Raw genomic sequence first — 16,298 nt, forward strand, 5'->3', positions numbered from 1 at the left:
CCGACCGCACCAGAATTTATGCGAAAGAACCTGAAAAATATCGGCCTGATCGCTGCGGGCCTAGCCACTGGCGTATTTGCCACGCTGCAAATTTCCGCCTCGGCCCAGCAACCCGCCGCCGCGCCACTGCCGCTTGAACAATTGCGGCTTTTTGCCGAAGTTTTCGGGCAAATCAAACATGAATACGTCGAACCGGTCGACGATAAAAAATTGCTGACATCCGCGATCAAAGGCATGGTTTCCAGCCTTGATCCACATTCGTCCTATCTTGATAAAACCGATTACCAGGAACTTCAGGAGCAGACCAAAGGTCGCTTCGCGGGCCTCGGGATCGAAATCACCCAGGAAGACGGGCTGATCAAGGTCATCTCGCCCATCGAAGACACCCCTGCATTTCGCGCGGGCATCCGCTCGGGCGACCTGATCACCCGGATCAACGACAAACCCGTGCGCGGCATGACGCTCGACAAATCCGTCAAGCAAATGCGCGGCGAGCCGGGCACCAAGGTCACGCTGACCATCTTCCGCAAAACCGACGACCGCACCTTCCCGCTGACAGTCACGCGCGCCATCATCAAGGTGCAAAGCGTCAAGACGAAGATGCCGGCGCCGGGTTATGCCTACGTCCGCATCACCAGCTTCCAGGAGCGCACCACGCCGGATCTCGCGGCCAAGCTGGAAGACATCGCCCGCCAGCAGCCCAACCTGAAAGGCCTCGTGCTCGATCTGCGCAATAACGGCGGCGGTCTGTTGCAAAGCGCGGTTGGCGTTGCAGGCGCATTCTTGCCGCCGGATTCGATCGTCGTTTCCACGAATGGCCAGATGCCGGATTCGAAGCAGATCTACCGCGACACTTACGAGAACTACCGCCTGCCGTCGTTCAACGGTGACCCGCTTAAAAACCTGCCATCGATCTTCAAAACCGTGCCGATCGTGGTGTTGACCAACGCGTATTCGGCTTCGGCATCTGAAATTGTCGCGGGTGCGCTGCAAGACCAGCATCGCGCGCTGATTCTTGGTAAAACGACGTTCGGCAAGGGGTCGGTGCAAACAGTGCGGCCCATGACCGCCAACACTGCGCTGCGTCTCACCACGGCGTACTACTACACGCCAAGCGGACGTTCGATTCAAAACAAGGGAATTCGTCCAGATATCGCCATTGATCAATTCGCGGAAGGCGATCCGGATGATGCGCTGGTCACACGTGAGGTCGATTATTCGAACCACCTGGCGAACACGCAGGATCCGAACGAGAAAAAAGAGCAGGAGCAACGCGAACAGGAACGCATGGACCAATTGCGGCTTCTCGAAGAGCAAAACGACAAAAAAACGCCCGAACAGCGCCAGAAAGATCGTGAGCGCAAACCTGTCGAATTTGGCTCCGCCGACGATTTCATGCTGCAACAGGCGTTGAACAAGCTCGAAGGCAAGCCCGTTCAGGAATCGAAGTCCGTGACCGAGCGCCGCCTCGCGCAGAACAAACCGGCTCAATCCGCTTCGGCGCCAGTGGCAACCACACCGGCTACGGCTTCAGGCGCTTCGGCGGTCGAGCCTGCTTCAGCGGCCGTGCCTGCATCGGCACCTGAAGCCGCGGCTAAACCGGCTGGCGCTTCGGCTGCCAAGCCTGCTTCAGCGGCCGTGCCTGCATCGGCGCCTGAAGCCGCGGCTAAACCGGCTGGCGCTTCGGCTGCAAAGCCTGCTTCAGCGGCCGCGCCTGCATCGGCGCCTGAAGCCGCGGCTAAACCGGCTGGCGTTTCGGCTGCCAAGCCTGCTTCAGCGGCCGCGCCTGCATCGGCACCTGAAGCCGCGGCTAAGCCCGATGGCGCTTCGGCCGCGCCAGCGGTGCCGGCTTCACAGCCTGTCAAGCAAGACTAGTCCGTCTGTTCGTTTGACCGGTCTTCGCGGCGCACGCCGCGAAGACCACCCCCTCCCGCCCCGCCTGACTCTCCAGCCCGCTCGCGCCCCGCGATGAACGACGCTCAACTCCTTCGCTACTCACGCCATATCCTCGTCGATGAACTCGGTATCGAGGCGCAGCAGCGCTTTCTCGATGCGCATGTGCTGCTCATCGGAGCCGGTGGTCTGGGTTCTCCAGCCGCGATGTACCTTGCGGCAGCGGGCGTTGGCACCCTGACGCTGGCCGATGCCGATACCGTCGATCTGACCAATTTGCAGCGTCAGATCCTCCACGTGACGGCGTCAGTAGGACAGCCGAAAGTCGAATCGGGACGTGCCATGCTCGCGGCGTTAAACCCCGACGTGCAAGTGCATGCCATCGCCCAGCAGGTGGATGACGCATGGCTCGCCAGAGCCGTGCCGCACGCCACCGTCGTGCTCGATTGCACCGATAACTTCGCCACCCGCCACGCGATCAACCGGGCTTGCGTCACGCATCGGGTACCACTCGTGTCAGGTGCCGCGCTGCGCTTCGACGGCCAGATCAGCACCTTCGATTTTCGTGACGAAGCCTCGCCTTGCTACGCGTGTATTTTTCCGGAAGATCAGCCGTTTGAGGAAACCGCCTGTTCGACGATGGGCGTGTTCGCCCCGACAGTTGGCATCATCGGGGCGATGCAGGCTGCTGAAGCGCTGCGGGTGATTGCAGGGATTGGCAAGCCCCTGACAGGGCGTCTGATGATGCTCGATTCGCTGCACATGGAATGGACAACGATGCGCATCGCCCGTCAGCCGGATTGTCCGGTGTGTGGCTGCCAGCAGCCGGTTGCTACAGACAGCAATGCGGACAACAAGAACAGGACGGACAACAACACGGATAGCCCACCCGGCTAGCCCGCTTGGGCAACGCGTTTTAGCGCGGCTTGCACTTCTTCGGGCTCGAACGAGGCCAGCACATCCGCTACCGGTTTTTCCAGCGTTTTCAGGTGAGCGCGCAACACTTCCTGCTTCACCGTCAACAACTGGCTCGGGTGCATCGAAAACTCGGTCAGCCCCATCCCCAGTAGCAAACGGGTCAACGCTGGATCCCCCGCCATCTCGCCACACACCGATACCGGCACGCCTGCCCGCTTCGCCTCGCGCAGCGTAAAACCAATCAGATGCAGCACAGCCGGATGCAAGGGATCGTACAGATGCGCCACTGCGTTATCCGCACGGTCAATTGCGAGCGTGTACTGAATCAGGTCGTTCGTGCCAATCGAGAGAAAATCGAGCCGCTTCAGGAATAACGGCAAAGCAATCGCCGCGGCCGGAATCTCGATCATCGCGCCCACCCGCACATTCGGGTCATAGATCAGACCCGCGTCATCAAGCTGACGTTTGGCTTCCCGGATCAAATCGAGCGTCTGGTCGATCTCGCGCGCGTGCGCGAGCATCGGAATCAGAATCTTTACCGGACCAAACGCCGAAGCACGCAAAATCGCCCGCAGTTGGGTCAGGAACATCTGCGGCTCGGACAAGCTCCAGCGAATCGCTCTCAGCCCAAGTGCCGGGTTCATTGTGGTTTCATGGTCATCGCTGCCCATCGAGTCGAGCGGTTTGTCCGCGCCCACGTCGATAGTGCGAATCGTCACCGGCAACCCATTCATCAGTTCGACAGCGCGGCGATACGCATCGAATTGCTCTTCTTCCTGCGGCAACTGGTGCTTGTGATTCATGAAGAGGAATTCGGTACGGAAGAGGCCAATCCCACTCGCACCGGCATCGACTGCCGCACGTGCATCCTCGGGCAGCTCGATGTTCGCGCACAACTCGATGCGCGTGCCGCACAGCGTTTGCGTCGGCGAAAACTTCAGCCGCTGCAGCTTGCGCTGCTCAAGCGCTTTCTCGCTTTGGCGGTACGAATATTCTTCAAGCACGATCGGCGCGGGATCGACAATCACGATGCCGTAATCGCCATCCACAATGATCAGGTCATCCTGGCGAATCAGCGCACTCGCCTGCTGCACCCCCACGGCCGCCGGAATGCCAAGGCTGCGCGCGACAATCGCCGTGTGCGAAGTGCGCCCGCCCAGATCCGTGACAAAACCCTGAAAAGTTTGCGTCTTGAACTGCATCATGTCGGCGGGCGCGATGTCATGAGCCACGACGATCATCTCGTCGCAGGCCCCGTGGATACCACCCGTCAATGCCGTCGAGGCCCCCGCCAGCGCCTTGAGCACCCGTTCGACGACCTGCTCGATGTCGGCTTTGCGCTCGCGCAGGTACTCATCTTCGATATCGTCGAAATGGCGCGACAAGCGCTCCAGTTGCTCGGTCAACGCCCATTCGACGTTGTAGCGGCGGGTGCGAATCAGATCGATCGTTTCCTGGACGAGCATCGCATCGTTCAGGATCATGCTGTGAACGTTGAGGAACGCGCCCATTTCGCTCGGAGCGTCGGCAGCAAGATCCGAGCGCAGCATGTCGAGTTCGTGATGCACCCGGCTCTGAGCTACACGAAACCGCTCAATCTCAGCGTCGATCTGGCTTAGTTCAATCAGATAATGGTCAACATCGAGCGCCGCAGGGGCGATCAGATAGGCACGCCCAATGGCGATGCCGCGTGATACGGGAATTCCATGCAGCGTGAACGACACACGCGCCTCCTCTCGTTATGCATTGCGCAATGCTACGACAATCCGCAGCAGTCGCTTCAGACTCTGTACCCCGGGATTAATTCCCTTTTGCAAATACGATCTCTCGATGTTGTCGCGGGAATCCGCTAGCGGCCCGCTGGAGGGTGAACGCCTAGCCTGCCAGCCAATGATGATGCTTTTGTGTCAACGCATGCGCCGCAACGCATGCGCCGTATTGTGACCCTCTAAAAAAACGCCGCGATTTTATCCGCGGCGTTTCGACACACATTAACGTCCCCGCAAGCCTCACTGGCCTTCGCCAAACTTGTCGGCAATCAGTTGGAGCAACGCGGCCATCGCCTGTTCTTCGTCTTCGCCTTCGGTTTCGATTAACACTGTGCTGCCGATACCTGCGGCCAGCATCATCACGCCCATGATGCTTTTGGCGTTGATGCGGCGGCCGTTGCGGCTCATCCAGATTTCCGCCTGAAAACTGCCCGCGAGTTGCGTCAGTTTGGCTGAGGCACGTGCGTGCAGCCCCAGCTTGTTCACGATGGTTGTTTCCTGTTGCAGCATGTAAAGATCCAGAACGCAGGTAAAAATTAAAAATAAATGGAGCAGCCAGGCGAGAAGCTCAAGCGGGATGCTTAGGCAAAACATTAGGCAAAACCTTAGGCAAAACCTTAGACAGAATACTCAGGCCCTGTCCGCGAGCTTCAACACGCTAGCCCGATGAACGGGTTGCATCTGACGCTGTGCCTGGGCCGCTAAAACAACCCTCCGGCCCAGCAGGTTGTGGCGTGCCAGGCGCAATCGCGTGAATGCCTTTGGTCGCACCAGCCAGTGCTTTGTCGACAAGCGTGTCGAGCGGCGTAGTGCGATAGCAGACCGCGCGCAGCAGCATCGGCAGATTGACCCCAGCCAGCACCCGTACCTGAGGCAAGGAAGCCAGCCGTCCCGCAATGTTCGAAGGCGTCGCCCCAAACATATCGGTCAGCACCAGCGCGCCATTGTCCTCCTTGAGCCGCTCGATCTCAGCGTGCGCAAACGCGACAATCTTGACGGGATCGCTATCGGGCAAAACGTCGATCACGCCAATGCGGGCGGGTAAGCCGCCGTAAATGTGGGCAATGCACTCCCTTAACGCCGTAGCAAAGGGAGCGTGCGCAATGATCAGAATGCCTGCCATATCAGCCTTGCTGCCAAAAAATCGTCCTGAAGCTCAAGATTGTAACAGGCCTGTTTGCCTATTTTTACGGCAGAAATATCCCGAAAATGCTTGCCAGACGGACTTCCGCCCATGCCGGTGGCATGCGTCACGAGTCTGTTTCAGCCAACCGCGCCTTCCAGTGCATCGATAAACATCGCCGCCACATCAAACCCCGTTTGCTCCATGATTTCGCGGAAACACGTCGGGCTCGTCACATTCACCTCTGTCAGCCAGTCGCCAATCGCATCGAGCCCCACCAGCAGCAAGCCCCGTGCAGCCAGCACCGGCGCGAGCGTCGCGGCAATTTCCTGATCGCGCGCGGTCAGCGGCTGCGCCCGTCCCAGACCGCCCGCCGCCAGATTGCCACGGACCTCGTTGCCCTGCGGAATACGCGCCAGCGAATACGGCACAGGCTGGCCGCCAATGAGCAAAATGCGTTTGTCACCCAACTGGATCTCAGGAATAAACTTTTGCGCCATCACCGAACGAGCCCCATCCTGGCTCAGCATTTCGATAATCGACCCGAGATTCATGCCGTCCGCCTTGACGCGGAATACCCCCATACCACCCATGCCATCGAGCGGTTTCAGGATGATGTCGCCCTGTTCCGCATGAAAGGCGCGCAAGCGCGCGGCATCACGCGTGACGAGCGTCGGGGCCACGAACTGGGGAAACTCGCCGATCGCCAGCTTTTCCGAGTGATCGCGGATGGCTTGCGGCTTGTTGAAAACGCGCGCGCCCTGATTGCGTTCAGCCAGGTCGAGCAGCCAGGTCGCGGTGACATATTCCATGTCGAACGGCGGGTCCTTGCGCATCAGTACCGCGCTGAAGTCTTTTAGCGAGCGGGGCGCGGCAGCCTGCGCCACGAACCATGGTGAGCGCCGGGCATCGGCCGGATTGCCCGTGATCGTGAAACGCCGCACATTGGCTTCGACATCGCCTCCGGTCCAGGCCAGATGAGCGGGTTCGCACGCATGCAATGTGTAGCCGCGGCGTGCCGCCTCGGCCATCATCGCGTAGGTTGAATCCTTGTAAATCTGGAAACGCTCCAGCGGATCCGCGACAAAAAGAATGTCCATAAAATTCCTGATAAATCCGGACGGGGCGCCCGTTGCGCACTGACAAAAGACAAAACGGTTCGCCCGACGGCCAGGATCAAACGTAAAGAATCAAACCTGGATCGCCTCTGGATCGGTTTTTTCCAGCTCGACCGATGCCGCCAGCAGCCCGAGACGCGCCACCACGCCATACATATAAAAGCGGTTCGGTGGCGCGGCGCCAGGTTTGGCGTGCGCATCGGGCAACGCCGTATGCTCAAAACCAAGCGGCACAAAATGCATGCCCGGCACGTTGAGATTCTGGTCGCGCTCGCGGCGGCCGTGGACCCGATAAAAACCACCCACCACATAGCGGTCGATCATGTACACCACCGGCTCCGCCACTTCCTCGCCCACCTGCTCGAACGTATGCACGCCTTCTTGCACGATCACGTCATGCACTTCGAGCCCATCCTTGGATGCGGCCAGTTTGGTGCGATCACGCCGCTTCAGCGCGGCGACTTCGGCGGCGTCATACACCGTCATCACCCCCTTGCCGTCAGTCCCGGCATCGGGCTTGATGACGACATAAGGTTTTTCGTCGATGCCGTATTCGCGGTACTTTTTCGCCACCTTTTTCAGCACGCCATCGATCGCCTCGGCTAGCGCGGCTTCGCCCGTGCGTGCTTCGAAGTCAACGCCCTCAACGCGGGCGAAGTATGGATTGATCATCCAGGGATCGATTTCGACCATCTTGGCGAATTTTTTCGCCACCTCGTCATAGCAGGAAAAATGCGTCGATTTGCGCCGTACGGCCCAGCCTGCGTGCAGGGGCGGCAGCAGATACTGCTCATGCAAGTTTTCGAGCACTAGCGGAATGCCACCCGACAAATCGTTGTTCAGCAAAATCGAACAGGGATCGAAATTTTTCAGCCCCAGCCGGCGCGGCGAGCGTTCAAGCGGCTCAAGTACCAGTTTTTGTCCGTCAGGCAGCTCGATCTCAACGGGATGCATCATGCCTTCGTCAAGCGCGCCGAAACGCACGTTCAAACCTGCCTGACGCATGATGAGCGCAAGGCGCGCCATATTCTCGAGATACGCCGGATTGCGCGTATCGCGGCGTTCAGGAATGAGCAGGAGGTTTTTCGCGTCGGGGCAGATTTTTTCGATGGATGCCATCGCGGCTTGCACCGCCAGGGGCAAAACCTCGGCGGGCAACTGATTGAACGCGCCCGGAAACAGGTTGGTATCAACCGGCGCGAGCTTGAAACCCGCGTTGCGTAAATCAACCGAACAATAAAACGGCGGCGTGTGCTCCTGCCATTCGAGACGAAACCAGCGTTCGATGGCCGGCGTGGCGTCGAGGATCTTGCGCTCGAGATCGAGCAGCGGGCCATTCAAGGCCGTAACCAGGTGGGGAACCATTGATCACTCGCAAACTGGAGAAGGGCGATTGTAGAGCAATTGCCTCATCCACTTGGGGCCGCTTTTCCCATTCGCAAGCGCACTGCCCGTGGAAAGGCCTGCTTCATCGCGTGGACACACGGGGGCATGAGTGGTTGACCGAATGGCAAAAAAGAGCCCCGGGCCTGCAATCGCACAGGCACCGGGGCACAGGACAAAATAAGGAATGAGGCGATTACATCCGTTCAAACAGCGTTTTTATTTCAATTCCCAGGGCAGTCCTCCAGATAGACCCAAGGGGCGCCAAAAGGCGCGGAGTTACGGTCTGGAGACAAGTTGATGTTATAAAAATTCTGTTGGTATATTTTTCCCTTGTATGCCACTTTTTCTCCGTATGTTTCGTACGCTTTTTTGGCGTCCCACTCGGCCACGTCGCCGCACGATTCCGGACGGGGTGCCGCAGGATTCGCCTCGACGCTAACCGGCAAGCTGGTGGCAGACAGGCCCGCGGCATTGGTCACAACCACCTTGAAGTTAAAAATCGTGAATTTGGACACGGCAGGAATACGCACCATCGCCCGCGCCTGGTCACTACCGTCGATCGACAGCGCAGGCAGGCCGCTGTACTGGCTCCATTCATAGCTCAATGCCCCACCCGAGGCATCACTCGACCCAGATGCATCCAGCATGACCAGCGCGCTGCCCGTCACCTTGCTGGGTGATGCCGAGGCAACAACTGACGGCAGCGAAGAAGGATTCGCCTCGACGCTAATCGGCAGGCTGGCGGCAGACAGGCCCGCGGCATTGGTCACAACCACTTTGAAGACGAAAACCGTGGGCTTGGACACGGCAGGAATACGCACCATCGCCCGCGCCTGGTCACTACCGTCGATCGACAGCGCAGGCAAGCCGCTGTACTGGCTCCACTCATAGCGCAATGCCCCGCCAGAGGCATCGCTCGACCTGGATGCATCCAGCATGACCAGCGTGCTGCCGCTCACCTCGCTGGGTGATGCCGAGGCAATAACTGACGGCGGTGAAATTTGTTCAGGCGGCGGATAAAAAGCGGCAACATATTCGCGCCGCTCTTCCAGGCGACGTACGGCATCTTCGTACTTCTTCGTTCCCATCGCGTAACCGCCATATACCAGGTTGGGATTTGACCAATACCTCAGACCTGGACAGCCTCCGGGGCAGCTATAGGCCATCGTCGTGTGCCAATGATCCTGGTTGGGGCCTTGCAGCTGCTGAAAACCATGGGAGTAAACCACCCAGGGCGGTCTGCCCGGATCTAGCGGCTGGTTCGGATCTCCATCGTTCTCGTGAAGCAATCCCATGTTATGGCCCATCTCGTGAGCAAAAATGCCGGTCCCCGTTGCCATTGAATCCGCGACCAGGGAAAAAGCATTTTCTTTGCTGGCGTTAGTGAAGCTAACCCCCGTGATCCCGCCCTGGTAGGTCGTCAGCAAAACCACCAGATCGGCTCTCTTTGCTTCACGTAACTCGTGCACGGGCTTGCCAAGTTGCGGATCGTCAGGCTCTTCCATCTTGTACAGCATGTCGAACAATGACCCGGTCTCGTTGTAGTTGAGATGTACGACTCCCGCATTTTCGAAGGTAATCGCAACATGGCTATTCACATTCGTGACATTGGCCTCTTTAAATGCCAGCGCAACCAGCCCGTCAATATCGGCCCATCTTGGACGAACCTGATTGGTGATCGCCACCATTACACGAATCGTGCTGTGCGATGAATTCCGCAAATTACGCGGCAAGATTTCTGGATTATCCCGTGTGTGTACCGGTGCCTTAACCCAGTCGACCTCATCATGCGGCTTCGTCAGTTCGGGCCGCTTGTAAATCACATGCTGTCCATCCCCGACAGGCATGACCTGGTACAGCTCACCACCAACGCGGATCGAGGCTGTGATATTGGCACCGTGCCGCACCAGGATCACCTCGTTATTGCCATCAACCGGAACCTCTTTGTCCGATTTCGAACCGGCAAGGCGCCTATTCTGGGGCGCCTGGATTTCGCCATCCCATGCAGTGATGCCGGTGGACACCGTAGCAAAACGCTGCTTTCTTGCGACAACGGTCTTGTCATTTGCAAGGCGAATCTCAAGCTCATTGTTTTGGTCATTGACAACGGAAGGGTCCACCCTGACCAGAACCGGCTCGAAACCGCTTTCCTTCAAAGCTTCGACGTAATGGTTAGGTTGATCCAGCATGCGTTGCTGGACTGATGGCGCCTCCAGCGTCAAAAACCTTGTCGCTGCAATAGTCGGCACGGGAGCCAGAAAAATAGTTATAGCGGTGCCGGCAAGGCTCCAGCCTGAAACTTTTTTTTGCCCAAACGATTTAAATCTCGCAGCAGGCACTACGGCATAACTGTTTTTTAAAAAAATCCCCGATTGAGTCTTGTGCTTAATCAGGTTACGGAACTGCATCATCCACAGATAAAACAAGACCAGATGCGCGATCATGCGATCTGGCCACCCAATACTTCTCGCTGCCTGGTAGTTCATTTTCTCCTCCAGAGGATATTCAGCGAATGGATTTCGTTAATTCTTATTCGCTGGCACGACAGATGGAGTTTTGTTTAATTCATACCCAGACTGTCAATACACTCTGCAATTTATAAAATTTATTTAGTTAACACATTACAAGATTATTCCACCCCAGACATTTTCCGCCGATTATGTTTATAACAATGCTTAATTCATGACACATTCCTGATTCAGAATTAAATAATCAGATTAAGCAACGGCCTTCAATCAATCGCTGGCATGACGAATAACCCAACTATCCCCACGCCATGACACCCTGCCCCCGGCACCAGCCCATCCCATGCCGCGACGACTCCGATACAACAAAATGGCGCCCAAGCCCGGTCTGGCCTGGGTCGCGCACTGACCAAGAATTTATTCCACATGTTCGCCATGCAGCGCCACGTCGAGACCTTCACGCTCCTGCTCTTCCGTCACGCGCAGGCCCATGATCCAATCAATCGCCTTCAGCAAGACCAAACTGACCACGCCGCTATACACAAGCGTCACCAGCACGCCCTTGGCCTGCAGCAGCACGCTGCCGTCCATGCCGCCGATCTCCTTCACCGCGAACACGCCCGTCAGCAGTGCGCCAACGATACCGCCCACGCAATGCACGCCAAACGCGTCGAGTGAATCGTCGTAGCCCAGCTTGTGCTTGAGCCAGGTTGCCGACCCAAAGCAGATCACGCCCGCCACCAGACCGATTGCCAGCGCGCCACTCACGCCGACAAACCCGGAGGCAGGGGTAATCGCCACCAGCCCAGCCACCGCCCCCGACACAATACCCAGCACAGAAGGCCGCCCGCGCGTCAACCACTCGGCGAACATCCAGCCCAGCGCGGCCATCGCGGTGGCAATTTGCGTCGTCAGCATGGCAAACCCCGCACGGCCATCGGCGGCCAGCGCCGAACCTGCGTTAAAGCCAAACCAGCCCACCCACAACATCGCGCCGCCGATCAGCGTCAGTACCAGGTTGTGTGGCGCCATCGCTTCGCGGCCGTATCCAACCCGTTTGCCCAATACCAGGCAGCAGACCAGCGCCGCCACCCCAGCGTTGATATGCACGACCGTGCCGCCCGCGAAATCGAGAATGCCCTGGCTCGCCAGCCAGCCGGTTGGCTCCCAGACCATATGCGCGATCGGCGAATACACGATGATCGACCACAACGTCATGAACACCAGCATCGAGGAAAACTTCATCCGGTCCGCGAAGGCACCGGTAATCAACGCGGGAGTAATGATCGCAAACGTCATTTGATAGATGAAATAGACCGATTCGGGGATGGTCGGTGCGAGGTGGCTCACACTCAGCATCGTGGCCTTGTCTCCTTTGATATAACTCATGCCCGCGAGAAATATCCGCGACATCCCGCCGAGAAACGGTCCGCCCGGCGTAAAGGCAAGGCTGTAGCCGATCACCGTCCAGATCACCGTGACCACACAGGTAATGGCAAAGCTTTGCATCAGCATCGACAGCACATTCTTTTTGCGCACCATGCCGCCATAAAACAGCGCAAGGCCGGGGATCGTCATGAACAGCACCAGTGCCGTCGAAGTCAGCATCCAGGCGGTATCGCCTGAACTGATCTTCGATGAATCGACCAGTGATGGCCGGGCTGGCTCCGCAGCCGGCGCGGTGACACCCGCCGTCACCGCGCTGGACGGAGAGACCTCATCCGCGAAGGCCGAAGCCGAGGCACCGGCAAGCAATGCGCCAGCCATCAACAAGGACATCAGTAAGTTGCGCATCTTCGTTTCCTCTTGCGTTACGGTCTGGATGATGGGTTGCAGCTTGTGCTAGAGCGCGTCGGTGCCGGTCTCGCCCGTACGAATGCGAATCACGTGTTCAATCGACGTGACGAAAATCTTGCCGTCGCCAATCTTGCCGGTGCGGGCCGCCTGTTCGAGGGCGTCAATCGCCTGCTCGACGATCTCATCCGGCACAGCCGCTTCGATCTTGACCTTCGGCAGGAAATCGACGACATATTCCGCGCCACGGTAAAGCTCGGTGTGTCCTTTTTGCCGGCCAAAGCCCTTGACCTCCGTCACGGTAATGCCGGAGACCCCCATCGCCGACAAGGCCTCGCGCGCTTCATCGAGCTTGAACGGCTTGATGATTGCAGTAATGAGTTTCATGAATTCCTCGCTGTGGTTGCTTCAAAAACCGTTGCTTCAAAGGTCGTTTGGCACACGGCCTCATCCGTTCGCACCAACATGTCATCGGCCAGGGCTTGCGACGTGTGCATGAGTCACCTGAGCAACTCTTGTGCCATGTCTATGGCAGACTGCCGGTCAGCGCCACAGGCAAAGGCCACGGCGCTGACGGAGGCTTCCGCGGACCTGGCCTGCTGGCCAGCGTTAGCGGTACCCGGTGGCGTGGCCTAACGATCATTGCTAGAGTGTCCGCAGGCTTGAGCCCCCGGCCCGGCACCGGGTTATGCGGCGCGATGCACTCGCTTCGCGCATCAGCGCTCACGAAACATCCACACCACAGCACACGCACATTTTTTGTGCATCCTGGAGAAACCTCATGAAACAACCCAACGATGTCTTCAACGATTTGCAAGCGCGCGTCGGCGACTTGCTCAAAAACTCTCCCGTCAAGGATGTCGAGCGCAACGTAAAAGCCGTGCTGTCGCAAGGCTTCTCAAAACTCGATCTGGTCACGCGCGAAGAGTTCGATACGCAAACCCAGGTTCTGGTGCGCACACGGGCACGGCTGGAGGAACTGGAGCGGCGCATCGCCGAACTCGAACAGCAAATGCCGCTCACGCCTTCGTCCTGAAACCATCAGGGCAAAGCGCATCACTATCACGGGCGGGCGAGCCTTGAGCGTGGCGTCATCAGCGTTTTAGAGCAGCGGCGCACTCTCTGCGCCGCACAACGGGGGATTTATGTCGCTTGCCGTGGTGCGCAGTCGCGCGCCGGCTTCTGGCCGCGCGCCCGAAGTCACTGTAGAAGTTCATCTGGCCAATGGGCTGCCGTCGTTTTCCATCGTCGGCCTGCCTGATCTCGAAGTCCGCGAAAGCCGCGAGCGGGTACGCGCCGCGCTGCAAAATTGCGGTTTTGATTTCCCGGTGCGCCGTATCACGGTCAATCTCGCGCCCGCCGATCTCCCTAAAGAATCGGGACGCTTTGACTTGCCCATCGCCCTCGGCATTCTCGCGGCGAGCGGGCAAATTCCGCTCGATGCCCTGCTGCACCGTGAATTCGCGGGGGAACTCTCGCTGACCGGAGCGTTGCGGCCCATGCGTGGCGCGTTTGCCATGGCCTGTGGCACGGCTCGCGGCCACCCTGGCGCCGATATCACCGGCAGCACCGGCAGCACTGGCAGCACCGATAGCGCCATGAACGCCGCTGACCCTATTAGCCCAAAGCGCGCGGCAATGCGCCTGCCAGAACTCTATCTGCCCGCTGCAAGCGCAGTTGAAGCCGCGCTCGTGCCAGGCGTCGATGTCTATGGCGCGGCTGATCTTCCCTCGCTGTGCGCTCATCTGGCTTGCGCGCCGGATGCCCGTCTCACACCGGTCATCGCCACACGATCTGAGGCCCATGCCGCGTTCGTGCATCCACTCGACATGGCCGACGTGATCGGTCAGCAAGGCGCACGGCGCGCCCTCGAAGTCTCCGCTGCAGGCGGCCATCACATGCTGATGGTCGGCCCGCCTGGCGCGGGCAAATCTATGCTCGCGGCCCGTTTGCCCGGCATCCTGCCGCCCATGACCGACGACGAAGCCCTCACGTCGGCGGCATTGCTGTCGGCCAGCATGCTGGGCTTTTCGGCCGAACGCTGGCGCCAGCGGCCATTTCGCGCGCCCCACCATTCATCGAGCGCTGCCGCATTGGTCGGTGGCCGTAATCCACCGCAGCCAGGCGAAATCACGCTGGCGCACCTTGGTGTGCTGTTTCTGGACGAGTTACCGGAATTTGACCGCCATGTGCTCGAAACCTTGCGCGAGCCGCTTGAGGCGGGACGTATCACGATCTCGCGGGCGGCGCTGCAAGTGGATTTCCCCGCGGCCTGCCAACTGATCGCCGCCATGAACCCTTGCCCCTGCGGCTGGCGCGGCGATCCCAATGGCCGCTGCCGCTGTACGCCCGAGATTGCCGCACGCTATTTGCGCAAGCTATCGGGGCCGCTGCTGGACCGTATCGATATTCAGATCGAGCTCCCTGCGCTGACGCCTGTCGAACTGTCCGCGCGAACAGACACATCCGGCGAGTCGAGTGAGGCCATCGCCGCACGCGTCAGCGTTGCGCGCGGTGTGCAGCGCGCACGGCAAGGCAAAACCAACCGCGAACTTAACGGGCGAGAGGTGGATGAAGTATGCCGTCCAGACAGCGCTGGTGAAGCGTTACTGCGCGAAGCTAGCGAGCGCTTTGGCTGGTCCGCGCGGGCGTATTACCGAGTGCTGAAGGTCGCACGCACCATCGCTGATCTGGCGGGAGCGCCCATGCCTGACGTCCGGCAAATCGCCGAAGCCATTCAATACCGGCGAGTTTTTTCTCATGTTTAGGTTTCACCCGCCATGCTGTCCTGCAACGGTAGCCCGTGGTTCCGGGCAGTCCGCAGCCGCTCAGCCTGCTTGCAGCAAAGCAAAAAAATGCCTGTCAAGACTTGACTTATGCACAACTCCATAAATTTGAAATATTTTGATACACCCGCCACACACAACCTGAGACCGCATAACTAACCTATTGATTTAATTATCAATTCTTGTTTGCCGAGATCGCGGGCAAACTAACCGAAGCCCCATCTGACGGGCTTTTGCGAGATGCGGCCCTGAGTTTTCCACAAAGTTATCCACAACTCCTGTGGGTAACCAGGAAAACACCCATAAAATCCGCCTATTAGCGTCATAACCTGCGACAGCGCATTCACTTCATGCCACGCCACCTGATACCACGGTGACATCGCCCGCTCAGTACAGCTTGAACGACTGAAAAAACTGGTCGATCTGCTCTTGCGGCGGCGCCTTATCCGCGATGATGGCAGCCTGGTAGACATGGCGTCCCCTGGCAACGAGCCGGGCGTAGAGCATGCGGGATTCATGTCTCGGGCCCGCCTCGCCTTTGAGTGTTATTTCGATGCCGGGCACCTGTCCCCCGCGGCAAGCGGAATGGGAACGGCGTGAAAATCTGGCGCGGCGCGAAGATTACGCGCCAGCCCTGTCCGCAGGAACGCCAGCACGGACTGCTGGGTAAGCGCCTGGTCGTCCGGCAGCATCACCGTACCCACCATGAACACCGCATCACCGGCTTCGGCTGTCTGCACCATCATTTTCATCGGTATGCCGCCGATGTCGATCTCCCGTTCGTCAGCGCCAGGCTTGGTGGGTAAATCGACGGTATAGCCGTTATCGTTATTCATGATCGTGCGCCAGTCGTAAGCGGGGGTGCAGGCGCTCAGCCCCCCCGCGAACAGCAGCACGACAACACTCACCGGCTGTCGCAGGCGTTGCAAGGTACAGAGAACAATGCTCAGGCAAACCCTCAGGCAAACCCTCAGGCCGGCCATTGGAAATGCGCGTAAAACAAAGAAAATACGGGACATATAAGCGGATTGAAGTCAAAAAAACGT

Annotated in this window: 12 protein-coding genes and 1 pseudogene; 4 read left to right on the top strand and 9 right to left on the bottom strand. The window is 58.8% G+C overall.

Annotated features, from left to right (window positions below; translation table 11 throughout):
* Positions 1–18: 18 nt before the first annotated feature.
* Together GH657_RS14050 and GH657_RS14055 are read left to right on the top strand one after the other, a co-directional pair.
* Positions 19–1,875: a S41 family peptidase gene (locus GH657_RS14050; protein ID WP_246174081.1), complete on the top strand. Its 1,857-nt coding sequence runs from the start codon at positions 19–21 to the stop codon at positions 1,873–1,875.
* 93 nt (positions 1,876–1,968) lie between these two features.
* Entirely contained in the window at positions 1,969–2,790 is an 822-nt protein-coding gene (locus GH657_RS14055; RefSeq protein WP_153101484.1) for a HesA/MoeB/ThiF family protein, read from the top strand.
* Here the strand turns inward: GH657_RS14055 and ptsP are convergent.
* The 8 genes from ptsP to GH657_RS14095 all read right to left on the bottom strand — a co-directional run bounded on the left by ptsP (position 2,787) and on the right by GH657_RS14095 (position 12,853).
* The gene (gene ptsP, locus GH657_RS14060) at positions 2,787–4,535 is read right to left on the bottom strand and encodes a phosphoenolpyruvate--protein phosphotransferase (RefSeq protein WP_153101485.1); all 1,749 of its coding nucleotides are present in this window, start codon (positions 4,533–4,535) and stop codon (positions 2,787–2,789) included. The genes GH657_RS14055 and ptsP overlap by 4 nt on opposite strands.
* A 285-nt stretch (positions 4,536–4,820) precedes the next feature.
* Positions 4,821–5,090: an HPr family phosphocarrier protein gene (locus GH657_RS14065; RefSeq protein WP_153101486.1), complete on the bottom strand. Its 270-nt coding sequence runs from the start codon at positions 5,088–5,090 to the stop codon at positions 4,821–4,823.
* Between the two features lie 148 nt (positions 5,091–5,238).
* On the bottom strand, positions 5,239–5,703 hold the full coding sequence (locus tag GH657_RS14070; RefSeq protein WP_153101487.1) for a PTS sugar transporter subunit IIA: 465 nt from the start codon (positions 5,701–5,703) through the stop codon (positions 5,239–5,241).
* A gap of 140 nt (positions 5,704–5,843) precedes the next feature.
* Complete coding sequence (gene gshB, locus GH657_RS14075) at positions 5,844–6,803, bottom strand: glutathione synthase (RefSeq protein ID WP_153101488.1); 960 nt, start codon at positions 6,801–6,803, stop codon at positions 5,844–5,846.
* A gap of 90 nt (positions 6,804–6,893) precedes the next feature.
* On the bottom strand, positions 6,894–8,186 hold the full coding sequence (gshA, locus tag GH657_RS14080; RefSeq protein WP_153101489.1) for a glutamate--cysteine ligase: 1,293 nt from the start codon (positions 8,184–8,186) through the stop codon (positions 6,894–6,896).
* A gap of 242 nt (positions 8,187–8,428) precedes the next feature.
* Positions 8,429–10,693: a PKD domain-containing protein gene (locus GH657_RS14085; protein WP_153101490.1), complete on the bottom strand. Its 2,265-nt coding sequence runs from the start codon at positions 10,691–10,693 to the stop codon at positions 8,429–8,431.
* Positions 10,694–11,089: 396 nt separating this feature from the next.
* A complete protein-coding gene (locus GH657_RS14090; protein ID WP_153101491.1) occupies positions 11,090–12,466 on the bottom strand; it encodes an ammonium transporter in 1,377 nt (458 codons plus the stop codon).
* 48 nt (positions 12,467–12,514) lie between these two features.
* Positions 12,515–12,853, bottom strand: coding sequence for a P-II family nitrogen regulator (locus GH657_RS14095; RefSeq protein WP_153101492.1), 339 nt, complete (start codon positions 12,851–12,853; stop codon positions 12,515–12,517).
* A gap of 394 nt (positions 12,854–13,247) precedes the next feature.
* Between GH657_RS14095 and GH657_RS14100 the strand changes: the two genes are divergently transcribed.
* Positions 13,248–13,502 (top strand): accessory factor UbiK family protein, encoded by a 255-nt coding sequence (locus GH657_RS14100; RefSeq protein WP_153101493.1) that lies wholly within the window; start codon positions 13,248–13,250, stop codon positions 13,500–13,502.
* A gap of 109 nt (positions 13,503–13,611) precedes the next feature.
* Positions 13,612–15,234: a YifB family Mg chelatase-like AAA ATPase gene (locus GH657_RS14105; RefSeq protein ID WP_153101494.1), complete on the top strand. Its 1,623-nt coding sequence runs from the start codon at positions 13,612–13,614 to the stop codon at positions 15,232–15,234.
* A 405-nt stretch (positions 15,235–15,639) separates the two neighbouring features.
* On the opposite strand, the pseudogene GH657_RS14110 reads toward GH657_RS14105, so the two are convergent.
* Positions 15,640–16,271: pseudogene (locus GH657_RS14110) on the bottom strand (hypothetical protein).
* Positions 16,272–16,298 lie beyond the last annotated feature (27 nt).

It is taken from the genome of Paraburkholderia hayleyella (assembly GCF_009455685.1).
GTDB lineage: Bacteria > Pseudomonadota > Gammaproteobacteria > Burkholderiales > Burkholderiaceae > Paraburkholderia > Paraburkholderia hayleyella.